Annotated in this window: 18 protein-coding genes and 1 pseudogene; 8 read left to right on the top strand and 11 right to left on the bottom strand. The window is 70.0% G+C overall.

The genetic code is table 11. The features are described from left to right. Position 1: 1 nt before the first annotated feature. Positions 2-730, bottom strand: coding sequence for a response regulator transcription factor (locus OHA11_RS40810; protein ID WP_266505318.1), 729 nt, complete (start codon positions 728-730; stop codon positions 2-4). A gap of 127 nt (positions 731-857) precedes the next feature. On the opposite strand from OHA11_RS40810, the gene OHA11_RS40805 reads away from it, so the two are divergent. Genes OHA11_RS40805 through OHA11_RS40795 form a run of 3 tightly spaced genes read left to right on the top strand, consistent with a single transcriptional unit; the run spans position 858 to position 2970 of the window. Next, positions 858-1580, top strand: a complete 723-nt coding sequence (locus tag OHA11_RS40805; protein ID WP_266505315.1) for a glycosyltransferase family 2 protein — start codon at positions 858-860, stop codon at positions 1578-1580. Then, on the top strand, positions 1577-2194 hold the full coding sequence (locus OHA11_RS40800) for a DUF2064 domain-containing protein (protein WP_266505312.1): 618 nt from the start codon (positions 1577-1579) through the stop codon (positions 2192-2194). The genes OHA11_RS40805 and OHA11_RS40800 overlap by 4 nt, the downstream gene beginning before the upstream one ends. Further along, positions 2191-2970 carry a bifunctional 2-polyprenyl-6-hydroxyphenol methylase/3-demethylubiquinol 3-O-methyltransferase UbiG gene (locus OHA11_RS40795; protein WP_266505309.1) on the top strand — a complete coding sequence of 260 codons (780 nt, stop codon included), beginning with the start codon at positions 2191-2193 and terminating at the stop codon, positions 2968-2970. The genes OHA11_RS40800 and OHA11_RS40795 overlap by 4 nt, the downstream gene beginning before the upstream one ends. 316 nt (positions 2971-3286) lie before the next feature. Here the strand turns inward: OHA11_RS40795 and OHA11_RS40790 are convergent, their stop codons facing one another. After that, positions 3287-4555: a molybdopterin-dependent oxidoreductase gene (locus OHA11_RS40790; RefSeq protein ID WP_266505306.1), complete on the bottom strand. Its 1269-nt coding sequence runs from the start codon at positions 4553-4555 to the stop codon at positions 3287-3289. 115 nt (positions 4556-4670) lie between these two features. Between OHA11_RS40790 and OHA11_RS40785 the strand changes: the two genes are divergently transcribed. Beyond that, a complete protein-coding gene (locus tag OHA11_RS40785) occupies positions 4671-5993 on the top strand; it encodes a hypothetical protein (RefSeq protein ID WP_266505304.1) in 1323 nt (440 codons plus the stop codon). Between the two features lie 821 nt (positions 5994-6814). On the opposite strand, the gene OHA11_RS40780 is transcribed toward OHA11_RS40785, so the two are convergent. Next, positions 6815-7645 (bottom strand): hypothetical protein, encoded by an 831-nt coding sequence (locus tag OHA11_RS40780; protein ID WP_266505301.1) that lies wholly within the window; start codon positions 7643-7645, stop codon positions 6815-6817. Between the two features lie 240 nt (positions 7646-7885). On the opposite strand from OHA11_RS40780, the gene OHA11_RS40775 reads away from it, so the two are divergent. Next, entirely contained in the window at positions 7886-8113 is a 228-nt protein-coding gene (locus tag OHA11_RS40775; protein ID WP_266505298.1) for a hypothetical protein, read from the top strand. Positions 8114-8319: 206 nt separating this feature from the next. Here the strand turns inward: OHA11_RS40775 and OHA11_RS40770 are convergent, their stop codons facing one another. After that, on the bottom strand, positions 8320-9357 hold the full coding sequence (locus OHA11_RS40770) for an SPFH domain-containing protein (RefSeq protein WP_266505295.1): 1038 nt from the start codon (positions 9355-9357) through the stop codon (positions 8320-8322). Positions 9358-9361: 4 nt separating this feature from the next. Beyond that, complete coding sequence (locus OHA11_RS40765) at positions 9362-9793, bottom strand: NfeD family protein (protein WP_266505292.1); 432 nt, start codon at positions 9791-9793, stop codon at positions 9362-9364. Between the two features lie 369 nt (positions 9794-10162). Here OHA11_RS40765 and OHA11_RS40760 point away from each other — a divergent pair, with 369 nt between their 5' ends. Further along, a complete protein-coding gene (locus OHA11_RS40760; RefSeq protein ID WP_266507793.1) occupies positions 10163-10417 on the top strand; it encodes a hypothetical protein in 255 nt (84 codons plus the stop codon). Positions 10418-10789: 372 nt separating this feature from the next. On the opposite strand, the gene OHA11_RS40755 is transcribed toward OHA11_RS40760, so the two are convergent. From OHA11_RS40755 to OHA11_RS40730, 6 genes are all read right to left on the bottom strand, one after another. Then, entirely contained in the window at positions 10790-12055 is a 1266-nt protein-coding gene (locus OHA11_RS40755; RefSeq protein ID WP_266493618.1) for an IS701 family transposase, read from the bottom strand. 121 nt (positions 12056-12176) lie between these two features. Next, complete coding sequence (locus OHA11_RS40750) at positions 12177-12770, bottom strand: copper resistance CopC family protein (protein WP_266505290.1); 594 nt, start codon at positions 12768-12770, stop codon at positions 12177-12179. Then, positions 12749-13378 (bottom strand): superoxide dismutase family protein, encoded by a 630-nt coding sequence (locus OHA11_RS40745; protein ID WP_266505288.1) that lies wholly within the window; start codon positions 13376-13378, stop codon positions 12749-12751. The genes OHA11_RS40750 and OHA11_RS40745 overlap by 22 nt, the downstream gene beginning before the upstream one ends. 251 nt (positions 13379-13629) lie before the next feature. Next, positions 13630-14436 (bottom strand): hypothetical protein, encoded by an 807-nt coding sequence (locus tag OHA11_RS40740; RefSeq protein ID WP_266505285.1) that lies wholly within the window; start codon positions 14434-14436, stop codon positions 13630-13632. Positions 14437-14555: 119 nt separating this feature from the next. Next, the gene (locus OHA11_RS40735; RefSeq protein WP_266505282.1) at positions 14556-16367 is read right to left on the bottom strand and encodes a copper resistance CopC/CopD family protein; all 1812 of its coding nucleotides are present in this window, start codon (positions 16365-16367) and stop codon (positions 14556-14558) included. Position 16368: 1 nt separating this feature from the next. Continuing rightward, a complete protein-coding gene (locus OHA11_RS40730) occupies positions 16369-17115 on the bottom strand; it encodes a DUF1775 domain-containing protein (RefSeq protein WP_266505280.1) in 747 nt (248 codons plus the stop codon). 975 nt (positions 17116-18090) lie between these two features. Here OHA11_RS40730 and OHA11_RS40725 point away from each other — a divergent pair. Both OHA11_RS40725 and OHA11_RS40720 read left to right on the top strand, forming a co-directional pair. Next, positions 18091-18267, top strand: a pseudogene (locus OHA11_RS40725) (DNA-binding protein); the annotation flags it as partial. A gap of 568 nt (positions 18268-18835) precedes the next feature. Then, positions 18836-19201, top strand: coding sequence for an STAS domain-containing protein (locus OHA11_RS40720; protein WP_266505277.1), 366 nt, complete (start codon positions 18836-18838; stop codon positions 19199-19201). The last annotated feature ends 103 nt before the right edge of the window (positions 19202-19304 follow it).

Below are 19304 nucleotides of genomic sequence, written 5' to 3'. Positions count from 1 at the left end.
GTCAGACCCCCTTGCAGTCGGGATCGGTCCGGGCCGGGTCGAATCGGTAGCCGACGCCCCACACCGTCTGGATCAGGTGGGGCCTGGCCGGATCGTCCTCGACCTTGTTGCGCAGGCGTCGGACGTGGACCGTGACCGTCGAGAGGTCGCCGAAATCCCAGCCCCACACTTCCCGCATCAGGTCCTCGCGGCTGTACGCCCGGCCCGGATGCCGGAGGAAGAACGCGAGCAGGTCGAACTCGCGCAGGGTGAGGGCGAGTTCGCCGCCGTGCTTGGTGGCGCGGCGCGCGGCCGGGTCGACGGTGAGTCCGGCCGCGCTGTGGGAACGCGTGCCCGTGCGGGGCCGCGTGCGGCGCAGGACCGACTCCACTCGAAGCACCAGCTCCCGGGGGCTGAACGGCTTGGTCACGTAGTCGTCCGCCCCCACCTCAAGACCGAGGATGCGGTCGTCCTCGTCGCCGCGGGCGCTAAGCATGACGACCGGCACGGGGCCGCGTGCCCGCAACCGGCGGCACACCTCCAAGCCGTCCATGCCGGGCAGCATCAGATCGAGCACCACCAGCTCGGGCCAGTGCGCGGCGGCACTGGCCAGCGCGGCCGGTCCGTCTCCGGCGCGGTCCACGGCGTACCCGGCCCGGTCGAGGTATCCGGCGACGACCTCGGCGACCGTGGGGTCGTCGTCGACCACCAGGATGCGAGTCGGTGCCGGCCCACTCGGTTGCTGTTCCATGCGGCCAGCCTCGCACCACGCCCTGCTTCGGCGGCGCCCACCCGGCACGAACAGTCCCTGACGTCCGTGTTTCGTAAGGAGCCGAAGTCCGATTTGCCCGGTTCGCGTTCGTAGGGTGAGAGCCGTGATGACCTCTTCCACACCCGAGGACGTTGATGTCGTCCTCCCCTGCCTGAACGAAGCCGAGGCACTGCCCTGGGTTCTCGCCCGCATTCCGTCCGGCTGGCGTGCCCTTGTCGTGGACAACGGCTCCACCGACGGCTCGGCGGGCATCGCCCGCGAACTGGGCGCCACCGTCGTCCACGAACCGCGCCGCGGCTTCGGCGCCGCCTGCCATGCGGGGCTCACCGCGGCCACGGCCGGCATCGTGTGTTTCTGCGACTGCGACGCCTCGCTGGACCCTGCCCTGCTCTTGCCGTTCGTGGCCGAAGTCCGAAGCGGCGAGGCCGACCTGGTGCTCGGGCGGCGCCGTCCGCAGGGCCGGGGCGCCTGGCCCGTGCACGCCCGGGCGGGCAATCTCGCGCTCGCGCTGATGCTGCGCCGCCGCACCGGTCTGCGCCTGCACGACCTCGGTCCGCTGCGCGCCGCCCGCCGCGAGGCGCTCCTCGCCCTGGACCTGGCCGACCGGCGCAGCGGCTACCCGCTGGAGATGGTCGTGCGGGCCTCCGACGCGGGCTGGCACGTCACCGAGCACGACGTCCCGTACCTGCCACGGTCCGGTACCTCGAAGGTGACCGGGACCTGGCGTGGCACCTGGCAGGCGGTACGGGACATGAGCCGCGTCCTGGCCGAGCGGCCCGCCGTAACCACGGCGGCCACAGCACAGGCACAAGGAGGATCCCGCCGGTGACCACCCTGCTCGTCATCGCCAAGGAACCGCGGCCGGGACGGGTGAAGACCCGGCTCACGCCGCAGTTCTCACCCGAGGAGGCGGCGGCGCTCGCCGAGGTGGCCCTCACCGACACCCTGAGGGCGGTTGCCGCGGCACCCGCCCGACGCCGGATCCTGGTCCTCGACGGAAGGCCCGGGCCCTGGCTGCCGCCCGGCTTCGACGTCGTACCGCAGTGTGCGGGCGGCCTCGACGAGCGACTGGCCGCGGCCTTCGCCGACTGCGACGGACCGACCGTGCTGATCGGGATGGACACACCGCAGGTCACCCCTGACCTGCTCACTGTGGACTTCGACGGGTACGACTCCTGCTTCGGCCCGGCCGAGGACGGCGGCTTCTGGGCGCTCGGGCTGGCGGAACCGGACCCGCAACTGCTGCGCGGGGTCCCGATGTCGACGCCCGTCACCGGCGCCGCACAGCGCGCCCGGCTCGTCACCGCCGGCCTGCGGGTGCGGGACCTGCCGCGCCTGCGGGACGTGGACACGTCCGCCGACACCGAAGCGGTCGCCGCCCTGGCGCCGCACGGCTGCTTCGCCGCGGAACTGGCCCGGCTGCAGACGGCCGGCCGCCGATGAGCACTGCGCATGAGGTGATGGCGCGGGACACCTCCGGGCACAGCTGGTCGGCCGACCCCTACGCCGACGCCCTCCGGGCCGGCCGGGGACCGCTCTTCCTGCGCCGTGGCGACGGCTGGCTGCTGCCGCTGGACGTCGAGCGCTGGTGTGCGCGGGCCGACGCCGTGGACCGTCAGGTCCTGGACCGGTGCGAGGGCGCCGTCCTCGACGTCGGGTGCGGGCCAGGAAGGCTGGTCGTCGAACTCGCCTCTCTGGGGCGGCCCGTCCTTGGCATCGACGTCAGTCAAGCCGCCGTCGTCCACACCGCACGGCTCGGAGGCCGGGCCCTGAGGCGTTCGGTGTTTGAACCACTGCCCGGCGAGGGCCGCTGGGACACCGCCCTGCTCCTCGACGGCAACCTCGGCATCGGCGGCGACCCGCATGCTCTGCTCCGGCGACTGGGTGAACTGCTGCGCCCAGGCGGCCTGTTGATCGCCGAAACAGTCCCGGCGGACGTGGACGAGCACGTCGACGTCCGAATCGTGGGTGCCTCCGCAACCGGGGACTCGGCCGACGCCACGTTCCCCTGGGCCCGGCTCGGCACCCCGGCGTTGCTGCGGCACGCCCACCCGCTCGGCTGGCGCACCGCCGATCAGTGGACGGCAGGCGGCCGGTCCTTCGTCGCCCTGCGCAGCCGCAGCACCAGCAGCAGCGCCGAAGCGCCGAACAGCAGGGCCGTGATCAGCAGCCACCGGAGGAGGAAGCCGCTCGCCGACAGGCCGGTGGCGAACTCGTAGCCGTCCGCGACCCGGCCGCTGATCAGCGGGAACCACACCAGCAGCAGAAGCCCGGACAAGGCGGCGGGCACGCGTACGTACACAGCCCACTCCCGGTAACCGGCCGCGCCGGATGCCCGTACGACCGCACGGTCCAGCGTCGCGTACAGCGGCAGCAGGACGAGATCGTGCACCACTGCCGCGCCCACGAACCACAGCGCGACCTGGAACCAGTCGTCCGCGAGCAGCCGCACTCCCGCGTATCCGGCGAGGGCGAACGAGCAGGCGAGAAGCAGCAGTTGGAACGGACTGCCCACGCTCAGGCGCAGCTTCCTCATCACAGGTCTCCGAACGTCATCCGGGCCACCCACTTGGTGTTGAGCACACCGGGCGCCGCGGGCACGATGATCCGGGCCGGGTAGCCGTGGTCGGGGGTCAGCGGCTCGCCGTTGACGTCCAGGGCGAGCAGGGAACGCGGGTCACGCACCTGGTTGGACCGCAGGGCGGCCTTGCGGAAGGCACCATGCCGCTGGAGGGACTCCACCATGACGTCGGGGGCCGCTTCCGCGTCGTACCCGACGAGGGCGGCGAGTTCCCGCAGCCGTACACCCCGCCACCACTGGTCGCCGGTCGACCAGCCCTCCACACAAGCGATGGGCAACGCCGAACTGCGCAGCGGCAGTTCGAGCAGTTCGGCACGACTCAACCGGACGGTCCCGGAAGGGCCGGTGAGGACCAGCCGCCACGCCTCCTCGCGCGTCTCGGCAGCGCTGATCCCCCGGTACGTGGCCGTCTTGTTGATCTGGAAGCCGCCGGGACCGCTGCCCGGATCGGCGCCACCGTGCGGCGCCAGGAGGGCGGTGCGCCGCAGCGGACCGTCGAAGTTCTGCCCGACCGTCGTGCCGAACAACAGCAGCGAACCGCCGCCGACCAGCCCCAGCGCCCCGCGCCGCGAGGTGGTGGGCGCGGCCGGGTTCGGGGAGACCAGCGAGGGCACCGCCTCCGCCGGTTCCTCCCCCGAACCGGCCTCCCCCGCTCTTTCCTCCCGCAGCCGCCGCAGATTGCGTACCGCGGCCGGCGTCTTCAGGACGGCATGCACGACGAACGCGGCGAAGAACACCCAGGCGCCGTAGAAGTGCAGCGGATAGAAGGAGCCCGGGAAGAGGTAGTCCAGCTGGACATTGAGCACGCCCGTCACGAACTCGAACAGCACGCCCCCGACCAGCAGGAGCAGCGAGATCCTCTCCAGAGCGTGCGCGAGCGACCGGGCCGGCGGCAGTTGGAACAGCCGGGGCACGACCGACCACAGTTTCGCCAGCAGGACCGGGACCAGGGTGATCCCGAGTGTGACGTGAACGCCCTGGTTGAGGCGGTACAGCCAGTGCGGGTCGGTCGGCCAGGCAAACAGGTAGAAGCCGAGCAGTCCCTTGTCAGGGGTCTTGTCGTTCACCGGCGACAGGCCGGGGTTGTAGGCGGCGTAGGACAGCAGCCCGGTCACGAACAGCACCGTGATCCCGGCGAGCAGCACCACGCCGAGGACGGAGGTGAACCAGGGGCCGCGCACCGGGCTGCGCCAGAAGGAGGGTGAGGAAGGAGACCGTGCCATACCCCGACCGTAGGTCCGCGACACCCGGTGAGAGTGCGTGCAACTCATGACGAACGGCTGACGTCCGCGCCTGTCGAGGCTCCGGCGGCCGCCGTCCGGCCTAACGTCTCCCAGCGTGAACCGCGATCTTCGCCGCGACCTCTACGCCGTCGCAGCCGCCGCCCTGCTCGTGGTGACGGCCGCGCTGACCGGCATCGCCATCAAGCGTGCCAAGGACGTCCTGCACGTCGGATGGCCTCCCCTGTACGCCAACTGGGGCCCCCACGTTGGCCCCGGCACCCCCGCCGCGGTCACCGTCGCCATCGCCGTCGTGGCGTACGGCCCGTCCCTGGCCGCGCGTCTGCCCTGGCGGCCACTGTTGTGGACGTCCTGGGCCACCGCCATGGCCTGGACCTTCTCCCTCGCCCTCATCGACGGCTGGCACCGCGGGATCGCCCGGCGGCTGACGACCGGGTACGAGTACCTCCAGGTCATCGACCGTTTCCAGGACATCCCCGACACCCTGCGGGACTTCACCCAGCACATCCTGATCGGCTCCCCCGACAACTGGCCCGCGCATGTCGCCGGCCATCCCCCGGGGGCCACCCTCACGTTCGTCCTGCTCGACCGGATCGGCCTGGGTGGCGGAGCGTGGGCGGGCGTCTTCGTCATCACGGCCGGAGCGACCGCCGCAGCCGCGGTCCTCGTCACCCTCCGGGCACTCGCGAGCGAGGCCCTCGCCCGGCGGGCCGCGCCCTTCCTCGTCCTGGCCCCGGCCGCGGTCTGGGCGGGCACGTCGGCGGACGGATACTTCGCGGCGCTCGCCGCCTGGGCCGTCGCCTTCCTCGCCCTGGCGGTGACGGGTCACCGGCCCCGAGCGACCGCCCTGGCCTCCGGACTCCTCTTCGGGCTCACCGCATATCTGTCGTACGGGCTCACGCTCCTCGCCGTGATCGCGGGCGCCGTCCTGCTGCTCGGCTCCCGACGGCTCCGGATCCTCCCGTACGTGATCGCCGGACTCGCCGTCGTCCCAGTGGCGTTCACGGTGGTCGGCTTCAACTGGTGGGAGGCCTACCACCTGCTGGTCGAGCGCTACTACCAGGGCGCCGGCGGCTTCCGTCCATATGGCTACTGGGTGTGGGCCAACCTCGCCTGCACAGTCCTCGTGGTGGGTCCGGCGACAGTGGCAGGCCTACGCCGCACCGGCGCCCTCCTCATCCGGTGGCGCGCGTCGCCCGACGCCGAGCGCCGCATGGGGCTGCTGCTGTGTGCGGCCCTGCTCATGCTGCTCGTTGCCGACCTGTCCGGGATGAGCAAGGCGGAGACAGAACGGATCTGGCTGCCCTTCGCGCTGTGGCTGCTCGCGGCGGGCGCTTTCCTCGACCGCCCCCGCGTCTGGCTGACGGCCCAGGCAGCCCTGGGCCTGCTCCTCAACCACCTCCTGCTGACCGGCTGGTAGAGGGCCGTACCACCCCGCTCAGCGATGACCGGGCAGGACGCATCCCTTCGATCACTCCCAGGTCATCGGCGCGGGCGAGGGCGAGTCGGCCGAAAGCTGTAGGGTGCCGTTGCCGCGGCGGACTGACTGGACTCCTCAGTCGGCGCCCCTTCTGGCGATTCGGTTGACGGACTCATGGATCAGGCATCGAAGGAGCGCAAGGGCGGCCGGAATCAGGTACTGACAGCCCTGGGCGGTGCGTGGTGGCCTTGTTCGCGAGATCGGGTTCTGGCTCAACTGTGCCAGAGCCCGCTGAACAACGTCACGGCCAGAGAAGGGCATCGACGCCGACATTGCCTACGGTCAGCTGCTGCGCCGCATGACGAGCCAGGACCCTCACATACGCTACGCACTCGTCGCGCCATCGTCATCGACTGCAGCTACCGAACGCGTCCCGGCCCACGTCCGGGAGTTGCTGCGCATCGATGTGTACGAGGTGACGGTCGAAGACAGGGTGTGCAAGTTGACCCGTTGAACGTGAGCCTCTGTTGGACGCTGGTTGTCGACCTGTTTTCATGTCGGTCGGGATGATCAGAAACGCCCTGTCCGGCCCTGCGAGGCTGTCGGTTCCAAGTGCCGCCGATCTCTGGTGGAGTTTTGCCCGGCGGAGGACCGATCCAAGGAGCCCGTTGCGCGTACAAAGGCTTTGTACGGCGGGATCCGGCAGGTCGAGACCGCGGGCAGTCAGGGCCTCAAGTGCTTGCTGAACGGGCTGTTGGGCATCCACGGTTCGCCACCAGGGTTACAGAGGCGGGTCTGCCCGGAATCGCCTTGCGCGTTGCTTACCGAGGCCCCTCGGGCTGGTCCTTGGCCCACCACAGGAACGCGGCGGCGTGCTGTTGGTTGGCGAAGCCGTCACCGACCAGGTGGTGCAGGAGGTCATTGCTCCACAGGATGAGCCGCCCGAGGGTCCAGTTCACCGACTCGGGCGCCGGCAGCTCCAGTCCATAGACCAACCGTGCGATCTCGCGCTTGCCGCCTGCCTGCGTCGTGTACTTGAGGATCGACAGGAAGCGATCCGGCTGCGTCACACAGAGGGCCCTCGTCAGGAGGGCCTCCTTGAATCCGGTCATGGCGAACGACTTCGTACCCGTCAGCAGCTGCTGGAGGCGGTCCGCGAGCGGTATGTCGTCGGGTCCGTACAGGAGGTACTCGATGGTCTGGCGGGTCGACTCGCCGGCCGCAGCGTCACCCATGGCGTTCCAGGCGGAGTTGAAGGTGGCCTGGTTGCCGGGGTGGGCTCCGACATCGGAGTTGGCGAAGTCCTTGAGGACCCTGGGGTCACATGTCCGCAGCCCGTCCGAAGAGAAGATCTTCTGGTACTTCGCCCAGTATGCCGCGACCTCGGGCTCGAAGTCGGGCTTGGTGACGAGGTACTGCGCCTTGAACCCGGTGACGCGTTCCAGCCGCTCGGGCTCGACGTCCTCGGGTTTCGGGAATCGGGCCTTCAGGTCACTGAAGGCGTAGGGCGGCTGCTTCTGCGGAGGAGCGGGTTCTCCGTGTTCCCATTGGTAACCGCACCGGTGCTTCACGACTCGACGTCCGCCGTCGAGAGAGCGGACCACCTCGATGTCCTCGTCCTCGCTGCACAGTGGACACATGGCCAAGCTCATGGCTCCCCCAACCCCGTTCCCATGGTGCTCGTGCCCCATCGTGAACCGATGGGCCCGTGACCCAAGGGCCGCATTCTCGCACCGCTCAGAGCAGCCGGTCACGGAACCGCCCGGCCTCCTGGGAAGAGCCGGCAGGGAGAGAGCCGCGCGGAGTCGGCCGTACTCACCGAAGACGCGGAGGAAAACACCCCTGCCAAGGCGATTACGGACCATCGGCTGTGGGCCACTGTTCGCCGGACCGTGCCGGACGGTTCGGCACGCACCGACGAGGCCAGGGTGCCGCCCAAGACCCCGGCCGACAGCCGGGTCACGGTGTGGATGGACAAGCGTGGCGGACTCACAGCCGAGGTTCTGACGGGCGGGAAGGTGCGCATCCACGCGTCTCTGGGAGGCGTGCTGGCCGCGACCGGCGCAGGCGAGGCCGTGCTGAGCACCGTCTGGATGGCGCGCCTATACCTGGACCGGTGACGGACGGAGCAATGGAACGTCGAGTGGGAACGGATCGACACCCGGTGGGGGCGGAAGACCGGCTGACCTGACGGCGCCCCGCAGGGTTGCGCCTTCACGAGCTCCTTCAACCGGAGCAGCAGGCACCCCGAAGGCAATTGCCAGATGATCATCCGCTCGGAGGCTCCCGGTCCGCGAGTCGCGTTGGCAGAGACCCCTGCCCGCCGTCAGCGAGGTGGGTGTGACGGGAGGGAATCAGGGATGACGCCCTCGGCCTTGGCTGCGTCGGCGAGGGCCGCGGCAGCGGCTTCCTCGGCCTGAGCCTTGTCGTTGGCGGCCTGAGCAGCCATGTCGTCCGAGGGTTTGTCGCGGGTGGCGGGCGACTGGGGCAGCACCTCGGTGAAGGCGCGGGACACGTCCTGGAGTGCGGAGGTGATCTCGCTGGGGATCACCCAGAAGTTGTTGCCCGGGCCTTGCGCGAGTTGGGGCAGCGTCTGGAGGTACTGGTAGGCGAGCAGCTTGGGGTCCGGGTCGTTGCGATGGACGGCCTGGAACACCTCGTCGATGGCCCGGGACTGGCCTTCGGCCTGGAGGATGGCAGCGGTCCGGTTGCCTTCCGCGCGCAGGACAGCGGCCTGTTTGTCGCCTTCGGCCGTGAGGATCTGCGACTGGCGCTGCCCCTCGGCCCCGAGAATCGCGGCCCGCTTGTCCCTCTCGGCCCGCATCTGTTTCTGCATCGCGTCCTTGATGGACTGCGGAGGGTCGATGGCCTTGATCTCCACCCGGTTGACCCTCAGCCCCCATTTGCCGGTGGCCTCGTCCAGCACGCCACGCAGCTGGCTGTTGATGGTGTCCCGTGAGGTGAGGGTCACTTCAAGGTCCATGGATCCTACGACGTTGCGCAGCGTGGTGACGGTGAGCTGTTCGACCGCCTGAAGGAAATTCGCGATCTCGTAGAAAGCCGCTCGTGGGTCGGTGACCTGGAAGTACAGGACGGTGTCGATCTCGACGACGAGATTGTCCTCGGTGATGACCGGCTGCGGTTTGAAGGAGACAACCTGTTCCCGCAGGTCGATCACCGGGTGAACGCGGTCGATGTATGGGATCACGAGGTTGAGGCCGGGATTCAGGGTCCGCTGGTAGCGGCCGAGTCGCTCGACATTGCGAGCGCGTGCTTGCGGCACGATACGTACCGCCCGCACCACGGTGAAAACCGCGATAAGCGCGACGATCAGGCCGGCAATGAGGAACGCCGAGGTTTCCATGGTTTCAGTCCCGGGGGTAGACGATCGCGGTGGCGCCGCTGATCTCCATGACGTCGACGGTGCTTCCAGCAGGAATCACCAGCGTCTCGTCATAGGCGCGGGCCGTCCATTCCTCGCCGTCGATACGGACCCTTCCGTCCCGGCCCGTCACCTCCGACACGACATAGGCAGCCCTGCCGACCAGTGCGTCTATGCCGAACCGCTCCACTTGGGGCCCGAGGACATGGCGCAGCGCAACGGGACGCACGAACACCACGGTGACCGTAGCGACGACAGCGAACACCAAGAACTGGAAGGGCACCGGCAGCCCGACCGCAGCGGACCCCGCCGTGACCAACGCGGCCGCACTCAGCATTCCGAGCGCAGCAGTGAGGGTGACGATCTCCGCCACAGCCAACACAGCTGCGATGATCAACCAGATCAGCCATGGATCCATTGCGTGCCTCGTCTGACCGGTGCGAGCGCGAAGGGCCTGATTCTCATCATTGGACCCCGATACAGGACAGCCGCGATACCCCTGTGAAAGGAAACTCTGCCGGACGAACCAACATGTAAGAGGAGCCGAGCAGATCAAATGGACCCCTACAGCCTTTACAGTCACTTTACCCGTTCGGAGAAGATCGTGTAGAGGTGCTGAACTGGGCCCGCACTTGCATGGCAAAGTCGTCAGCCTGGACGTTCCAGGGCTGTGGCAATGAAGGCGTCGAGAACCTCGTGCGGGCGCTGCACCGAGACGTCCGCCGGTTCGTGACAAGCCTCGGGTGCCGATCCCGAGTCTGCCGACGACTTGAGCCAGGACGCCTTCATGCGGGCCCTGGACAGCCTGCACCGCTTCGGAGGTCCCTCCGTGGTCCGCACCTGGCAGCTGCGCGTCGCCCGGCGCACGGTGGTCGACCACCTCCGGACCGCCGCCACGAGCTACGCCGCTCGGACACCGACGGCTGACAGACTGCCGCCGAGCGGGCCCGGCCACACGACTAGCCCAGCTTCGACGACAGCATTGCGCTCGTCGAGCTGCTGGCCCACCGGCCCGACGGGAACCGCCCGACGGGAACCGTGAGACGTTCGCCCTCCCAGTTACTGGGGCTGCCCTACGCGGAAGCGACGCAGGTCAGCAACTGCCCAGTGGGGACCGTGCGTTCGCGAGTCACGCGCCCGCACCTCCCTGATCGCCTGGCTGCAGGACTCCGAGCGCCCCACCGGTGGTCGCCGCAGTCTGAGCAGCGCTGGTCGACTCTGGCCCTGCGTGACGTCGGCCTCCAAGACCGGTGATGGTCTTGCAGGCCGACGGCGTCATAGCGGACCTGGAGACTGCCCCTAGTAGGGCTTGGTCAGATTCGTATCGGTGTGGGCATGTTGCGGTGGCAGGTGGGGCAGGCACCGGTCCAGAGGGCGAGGAGTGTCTGTAGCTCGCGGACGACTTGGTAGAGGCTCAGGCCGGTGCTGGGTCTTTTGGGGCCCGGGCCAGTCGTTGCAGGGTGCAGAAGGCGTGCGCGACGGAGACGAGGGTGACGTGGTGGTGCCAGCCGCCCCAGGTCCGGCCCTCGAAGTGGGCAAGTCCCAGGGCCTGCTTCATCTCCCGGTAGTCGTGCTCGATGCGCCAGCGGAGTTTGGCGAGGCGGACCAGCGTGGTCAGAGGCATGCCGGAGGGCAGGTCGGACAGCCAGAACTGCACCGGCTCGTTCTCACCGGCGGGCCATTCGGCCAGCAGCCAGCACACGGGCAGTTCCGGGCCGTCGGTGGCCTGGCGGACCTCGCGTCCGGCAGGCCGGATGCGCAAGGCCACGAAGCGGGAGTACATCCGCTTACGGCCAAAGCGGCCGGTGCCGGGCCGGGAGCCCTCTCGCCACTGCACCGGCCGGGCAGCCTTCCGGCCCGCCGCGATGACCAGCTCCTTCACCGACCGCGGCTTGTCGGGATACTTGGCCAGCGGCGGGCGTCCCGTCCCGCAGTACGGCCCGGCCACCGGCACCGCGTCGGCGGGCTGGGCCGACAGTGTGGTGGAGATCCCCACCACGTAGTTCAGGCCGCGGGCCTGCAGTCCGTGCCGGAACGCGGCAGCGTCGCCGTATCCGGCGTCCGCGACGGCCAGCGGCACCTCGATCCCCCACGAGCGGGTCTCGTCGAGCATGTCCAGGGCCAGCTGCCACTTCTCCACATGCCCGACATCGTCCGGGATGCCGCAGGCGGTGCGGCGGGCGACCTTGTCCGCATCGGCCTCCGGTGAGGCGGGATCCCATGTCCGGGGCAGGAACAGCCGCCAGTTGACCGCCGCCGAGGCGTGGTCGGACGCGAGGTGGAGTGAGACGCCGACCTGGCAGTTGGTGACCTTGCCCGCGGTGCCGGTGTACTGCCGCGACACGCATGCCGAGGCCATCCCGTCCTTGAGGAACCCGGTGTCGTCGAAGATGAGGGCCTTGGGCCCGATCGTCTCCTCCATCCGCCAGGCGAGCTGGGCCCGGATGTGCGCCGGGTCCCAGGGGCTGGTGGTGATGAAGTTGGCCAGTGCCTGACGATTGCCGTCCTCCCCGAGCCGGGCGGCCATCGGCTCGACCGACTTACGCTGCCCGTCGGTCAGCAGCCCCCGCACATAAACCTGCCCCCACCGGCGCTGATCCTTGCGCGCGAACGGCTCGAACACCTCCGCCGCGAACGTCTCCAACTCACCACGCACCACAGCAATCTCGTCCGGAGTCACACACTCTCAACGCCACACCGGGCCCGCAGGACACGCACCACAACAACCGACCTGACCAAGCCCTACTAGGACGTGATCGGTGAACGCTACCGAGGCAGGGTGCGCCCAGGTCACACGTGCGTCATGCGGCGGTCCCCCTTCTCCCCGTCAGCCTCGCCCTACGCATCGTGCGCGCAGCAAGGACACCGCCGCCCGCTAGTACGACGCCGACCACTGAGAAGACGACCGGCGCCGTGGTGCGGCCGAGTCCCAGGATCGTGCCGTTCTCGGCGCCGGAGCTCGGAGCCGGCAGGCTCCGTCCTCGGCAGGCGGACGGGGTGGCAGCGTTCTCGGTACCGTCGGCGACCTCGAACTGGAAGGCGCTGCTCTGGGTGTCCCCGTCGGCGGAGATGACGGTGTAGGAGAGGGTGTTGATGCCCGCGCGCAGCGGGGTGACGGCGGCGCAGACAACGGAGTCGTCGGCGACGACGGGCTCCCCGACGGGCACGGTGTTGCCGTCGGGGCCGGTCAGGCTGATCTTCGGTGTGGTGCCGGACTTCAGTCGGCCGAAGGTCAGCGCGACGACATCGATACCGGGGGCGACCTTGGCGCCGGGTCCCGGTGTCGCGTCCTTCAGCGCGGTGTGGGCGTACGCGGGTGTGCCGCCGAGGAACAGCAGCGCACACAGGAACCCCAGCAGGGCGGTCGGCGCCCTCAGAAGTCGAAGTCCGCGCATGCTATCCGGTTGTCCATGGCAGCGGCAGGGTGGACGACGAGGGCGACCGCGTCCTCGCCGGTCTTGCGGTCGTTGTTCACTGTGGTCATGCCCATGCCGGACTTGTCGGCGGTGAACATCAGGTGGACTTCGTTCGGCGGTGTGGTCGCTCCGCCCTTCTCGAACTGGAAGTGCTCCCCACCGCCCTTGGTGGAGCATGGCTGGGCGTGCAGGTGCGACATGTACTTGTCGCCCGGCTTCAGGCCGGTCAGGGACACCGTCACCGTGGTGCCCTTCGGGCCCTGGGCCAGCCAGGCCGTGCCCTTGACGTCGTCCATGCCGGGCGGGCGGGTGTCCAGCAGCTCGAAGGAGCCCTTCTCGACCTCGGCGTCGGGGATCTTGTCGGCGGGGGTGGCTGACGGGTCTCCCATCGCCATCCCCTGCATGTCGTCCATGCCGGCCGAGGGAGGGGAGGAGTCGGCGGCCGTCTCGTTCGCGGACGCGCCGTCGGAGGAATCACCGCCGCAGCCGGACAGCAGCAGGACCGCGGCCGTGAAACCGGCGCAGCAGGCGACGAGACGGGTGCGCGGGCGTCGCGTTCCCGCGGCCCCGTCCCGTCCGGACGTCACCGGTCGCTCCGATGGCGCGGTGTCACGCAGGTGTGAGCACTTGGATGTGCGGTGGTGCTGGGACATGGAACTCCCGATCGATGAAGCAGGCTGGCCCGCCGCGACACCGCAGCGCCTGGTAGGCAACCGCATGTCGGGGCCGGTGGCGCAGCGGACACAGCCCGGGCCGAAGAGAACATGCCGACGTGCTTACGGGCACGCCGGCCATCCGCCTGTCCCCCGGCCTCGGCCGCTCGATAGTCGGGCCGTTGTCAGATCCGTACGGCGAGCAGAGGGTCGGGAGACGGGCGATGTGCTGATGAGCGGCCCGTCGGTGGCCCTCTGCGAACGACAGAGTGCCTCAGGGAGGAGGGAGTCGACCGCGAGTCCTCCGTGGCGCCGTCGGCTGCTCGGCACGTCGGGACCTCGCGCCGGTCGGCCGTACGGAAGAGCACGCGGCAGACCCTGCGAAACGGCGCGAACAGGGCGGCTGCCAGGGCCCGGCCGATCCGATGCACCGCCGCCTCGCCCCGCCAGAGCCACACACCGCACGCGACGGCGGCGAGCAGGTGCGCCAGGAGCATCCCGGCCGAGACCTCGTGCGTGACGGCGGACAGGAGCGGCGCGTCGGAGGGCACTTGCATCGCCCGGGAATGCATACCGGAGTGGTGCATGCCCATGCCGGAGTGGGAGAACGCCATCCCCTGCGTGCCCGAGAGGCGCTCCGTCGTCGGGATGCCCGCGGCGGTCGGTGGTCGGATCAGCTGGTGGGCGAGGCTGAACAGCAGATGCAACAGTCCCTGTGCGACGACCGTGGCCCCGATGATCGTCGCGGCACGACGTTCCCGGCCGGTCAGCCACCACGCGCCCGAGGCCGTTCCGGCGAACGCGACACCAACCGCCCACCAGGGCAGGACATCGTTGGTCATCAGCGTATGGCCCAGCGCCGTCATCACAACGCATAGGGCCGCGAACACCGCGGCCCGCACCAGACGCAGAGCATCGGCGGCCCCCTGGGGGATGCCCGACGTACGGCACACCCGCTCCGCTCCGCCGGCACGGCGGTGCATTCGGGGCATGGGACAACTCCTCAGGGCTGGCAGGCTTGTTGTTGCTTACGGATGGCTGCGCGAAAGCGTTCATACACGTGCGGACCGGCGGGCGACCTCCCCCGGGATGCCGGCCCCGGCCCAAGACCTCAGGGGATGATGTTCACGGTCTCCTCCACGGTGACCTGGTCGATATCGGAGACGCGGACGGTCGCCCGCATCATCCACGTCCCAGCGATCGGGAGGCTGAGGTTGTCGCTGCCCCAGTAGCCGCTCTGGTCGGCGAGTCCGGCATCGAGCGGTCCGACTCCCTGCTCGGAGTGGGTGAGGGTCAGGCGCAGTTCGGGGATGGCGATGAGGCTTCCGTCAGCGCCGTAGGCGGTGGCTTCCACCACGTTCCGGCCGACCCGGCCCGGCTGCAGGGTGATCTGCACCCTGCCGCTCCCTGTGCGGCCCGAGGCGCCCGTGTCGAACGGCACCATCGTCAGGTTCACATCGGGCCGCCCGGGCACCCGGGAAGCCGCCACGGTCTCGGCGTCGGCCCGGCCTGGCTGACTCCCCGTCAGTACAGTCGTCACCGCGAGCACCACGACACCGATCACCACCTCGGCCAATACGGACCTGCGCAGGCCGCGCCGCTGCTCCTGAGAGCCAGGCCCGGCCGTACCGGTTTCATCCGTCCGGTCGGGCGGAGGACTTTCGTCGCCGCCCACCGTGACCAGCACCGGTTCCTCCCGGGGCACGTGCAGCAGCCGCTCGGTCCAGTTCCGGGAGTACGACGCAGCCGCCAGCATCAGCGTCACGGCCCCGACCTTCAGGGCGAGCGTCCTGCCGTACGGGGTGGTGAACGCCTCCCAGGAGCCGAGCCCGCGCCAGGACTGGTACACACCGGTGGCCGCCAGCACTGCTACGGAGACGAGGGCGAGCCGGGAGAAGCGTGCCACGGCGGCGGGCGGGAGCGGGTTGTCGGCCGGGGCCCGCACCAGAGCCACCAGCAGCGCCGTCAGACCACCGAGCCACACCGCCATGGCCAGCAGGTGCAGTACGGACGAGACCATCGCCGCCGGTACCTGAATGCCGGTGGAGGCGTGCTCGGCCACCGCCCAGGTCCCGGCCAGGCCAAAGGCGAGAGCACAGCCCCCCGCAGCCCTACGCCGGTCGGCCTGCCACTCGGACCGGTCACGCCTCCTCAGGAGCAGAGCGATCAGCAGGAGCAGGGCCAGGCGGACCAGCAGCGCGACGCCCGGCCGACTCTCCGCCGTGCTCCGCAGCAGCCGCGGGTCGAACACCCCGGCCGGCCCATCCCCGCTCGCGTACGGTCCGCGTGCCAGCAGCAGCGTGACCGTCGACAGCGCCAGCGCCCACCACCCGGCCAGGAACAGCCTGCGCACTCCCCGTAGCGAGGTGGCCTCGGGCCAGCAGACCAGGACGAACACCGCCAGGCCGATCAACAGGGCCAGGCCGGCATAGGCGACGTAGCGGCCGATGCCGTAGAGCACGTCGACCACGGAGTCCACGGCAGACTCGGCGGCGGCCTCGGCACGGGTCTGCGAGGGCGCGCCGACGGAGAAGACGAAGGCACCGGAGACGGCGTGACTGTCCGCCGACAGCACCCGCCAGGAGACGGTGTACGTGCCCTCCTTCAAACCGCCGGTCAACGCCACGCGGGCGGTGTCCCTCTTGCCGTCCGCATGCGCGGGGTCGCCCGCGGTCACCGGACGGCCGTCGGGGTCGAGTACACGCAGGGAGTCCTCGGCGAGGCTGACGGACTCATTGAATGTGGCCGTGACCTGCTTCGGCGCCGTCTTGAGCACGCTGCTCTCGCGCGGGTCGCTGCCGGTCAGCACCGCGTGCGCCGAAGCCGGTGCCGCGCCGCCGAGCAGGACACCCGCGAGTACGGCGACCACCACCAGCAACGCCCTGCCGATGTGACCGCTCTCGTTCACGTGTCGTCGTTCCACGTCAGGACTCCGGGTCGGCTGCGGGGACATCGGATGCTCCCGAGGAGACTCGGCGCCTGCCCAGCCACCACGCGCCGCCGCCCAGCACGAGCAGCACGGCGATCGCGGAGCCGACTATCAGGCCGGCGGACGACCCGGATTCCTGAGCAGTCGCTGTCTTCCCGGCAAGCCGGGCGTCCGTCGCTTCGGCGGACGGGCCGCTGGCGGACGGGCCGCTGGCGGACGGACTCGGGTCGGAAGAGGCCGTGCCTGATGCCGCAGCCCGCAGCTTCAACACGGGAGCAGGCTGCTCGGGCTCCACGCCGCCGCCCGGCAGCTCGATCCAGCGGGCGGTCTCGCCGTCGCCGTAGGTCTCGAGGGTCTTGAACACGAGCTGCCCGGCGTCCGGCAACTGCCGGACCCTGACCTTGTATTCGGCGTCGACTCCGGTTCTGAGGGCAGGGCCTGCGACGGCGTAACCGTCGTCGCCAGGCTTCAGCTTCCACCCCTTGGGTGCATCGGCGAGCGTGACGTCACCCGGTGCGATGCCGTCGGGCAGGACGACGCGCAGTTCGGTGAAACCGGCGGTGTCCGACTCCGCCTCGGAGACGAAAGTGAGTGTGACGTTCTCGGCCAGGGCCCGCGGGGCGTCGGCTTCGACCTCCGCGTGAGCGGAGGCGGGATCGGCCAGGGCCAGGGCGGCCGTCAGCGCGGCGGCGCCGGCCGCGGCGACACGGCCCGCCGCGCGGGCAGCGTGGTGCACGGACACAGAGATGCTCCTTGCGGGACAGCCGGGCGGCCCGTGGGGGCCGCCCGGGTGAGGGACGACTCGGGACGTGGGCGTGTCCCGGTGGTCCCCTGCGCACCAGCGCGTGCTCCAGGGAATGTGTCCATGCCCGCGCGTGAGGCGCGGCGTATTCGGTGAGAGGTACGGCGGGCAAGGAGCGGACCTGAACGCCCGTCCGTAGCGAGCGGACCCAGGCGGCGACGGTGGCCGCGATGCCGCGCACGGCACGCGTGATGGCCATGGCGGCTGCCACAGCGGCGTCGGCACTGTGCAGCAGCCAGGCCACCGCCGGTGCGGCCAGCACGTGGACGGCGGTCAGGGTCGTACAAGCGTGCTGCCAGGCAGGACCGTCCGCCATGGCCGCATGACCGGGCATGCCGTGAGCGGCGTGGCCGACCCGGAAGTTCCTCTCGGGATCCCGCTCGCCCATGATCGTCAACACCAGATGCAGCACGCCTTGCACGGCAAGAGCGCATCCCAGAGCTGCGGGGAACGAGAAGCGCCGACGGGCAACAGGCCAGACCGCGATGAACTGCGCCCCCGCCAAGAGCAACACGAACCGCCACGGCACCGCCCCGCCGGCGACAGCGACATGCCCCAGGGCTGCAAGGACACTGCCGGCCAGGGCGAACGCCCCAGCCCTGACACAGGCCAGGGCACGACTCGCCTCCGGCCGACCGGGGTGGCCGTCGAGGATTGTCGCGGGCTGGCTCTGAATGTTCGCCCCTCTTTCCGCAGCGGCAGACCACCGTCGGCAGCCTGTCACGCGTCTGCGCCGCTCAAGGAGATACGGAAACGTCACCGGCTGCGTTCACCTGCCCGCGCAGTGGCTCAAGGATCGGCTGAGCGCGGTCCCGTCACGGACGGGAAACACGGGCGCTGCGGGACCGGCTCCAGCGGGGTCGGCGGAAGCAGGCACTGGGCGGGGCGAACGCGCGTGGCCCACTCCCCGCCCCGCCGATCGCGCGCCACGCCGCAGCGGTCCTCGCCGAAGCCGGCCGGCACGGCCACAAGCACGCCGTCGACGCCACGCTCGGCGTCACCGCTCTCGCCGCTCCCGGACGGATCGCGGTCATCACTTCAGGTCCGGAGGCCATGACCATGCTGGGTGGCGGACGGGCCACCGTGATCTAGGTTTGGGCGAGCTCCTCATCGATGGGGTCGACCCTTTCAGTCCGGGCCGTCAGTGGTCCGTCTAGGGCCATCGGTCGTAGCGCTCAACGGCCCTTCGATGCGCTGGTAGTTGATGGGTTGCCGGTCATACTGGCATTTCGCGTACTGGGGCAGGAAAGCCTCGACGCTGTTGCCGGACCGCTGGGCGGCTTCGGCCTGGTCCGCGCCCGCACACAGGCAGGTGGACCGGGCCGAGTGCGGCAGGTCGTACGGCGTTTCGCGAGCGGGATGTTGGTGTGGGTGGTCGGCAGGGCGAGATCGAGGGATCTCCTCCGGCACACCGACGTGTCCTCTGCGACCCCGACAACGTAGCGGTGTCGGGACTCCGCGCAGTCACGCTGCGGGGAAGGTCCAGACCGTGCCGCGATTCTCATCTGCCGATCCCACCATGCCGGGCACTCGCCATGGCTTCGACCACATCAGACCCGCATGACGCGACGGAGACGGGGCAGGCGAAGCAGCGAGGCTCTCTGTTCTGTGGGACGACCCGGGCTTCGCACACCTACCACCCGGCAGGCGGAGGGCGGACATGGAGGTACAGCCGCTACGGCTCACCCCTCGCTGGGCCGATGTCGGCCTGCTGGTCGTCGAAGCGGAAGGAGTCTTCAATGCGACTACGGCGCCCTTGTTGTGCGGGCCGCTTGTCAGGCTCCTGCGCGTGGGACACCGCCGCTTCGTGGTCGATGCCGAACGGGTGACACACTTCAACACCGTCGGTATCCAACTGCTGGCCGCGACACGCCAAAAGATCCGAGCCGAGGGCGGCACGCTGGCCCTGGTCGCGGGGTCGGATGCGCGAAGCGCCTTCGAGACCGCGGACCTCGGCCGACCGACTTTTCTGTACACCACCGTTGTCGAGGCGGCCCGGGCCTGCGAAACCTCACACCAGGACTGACGACGTTCTCCGCGCCTTGCGAATGTCGGGGCAGTACAACACCGAGGTGCACGACGTCTTTCTCCACCGCCTCAGGACTTCTGCCCCTCGTTGACGGCTTTCC

Origin of the sequence: Streptomyces sp. NBC_00878 (genome assembly GCF_026341515.1) — a bacterium.
In the GTDB taxonomy this organism is placed as follows: Bacteria; Actinomycetota; Actinomycetes; order Streptomycetales; family Streptomycetaceae; genus Streptomyces.
Note: the sequence above shows the minus strand (reverse complement) of the source record. Positions and strands in the feature narration are given on the sequence as shown.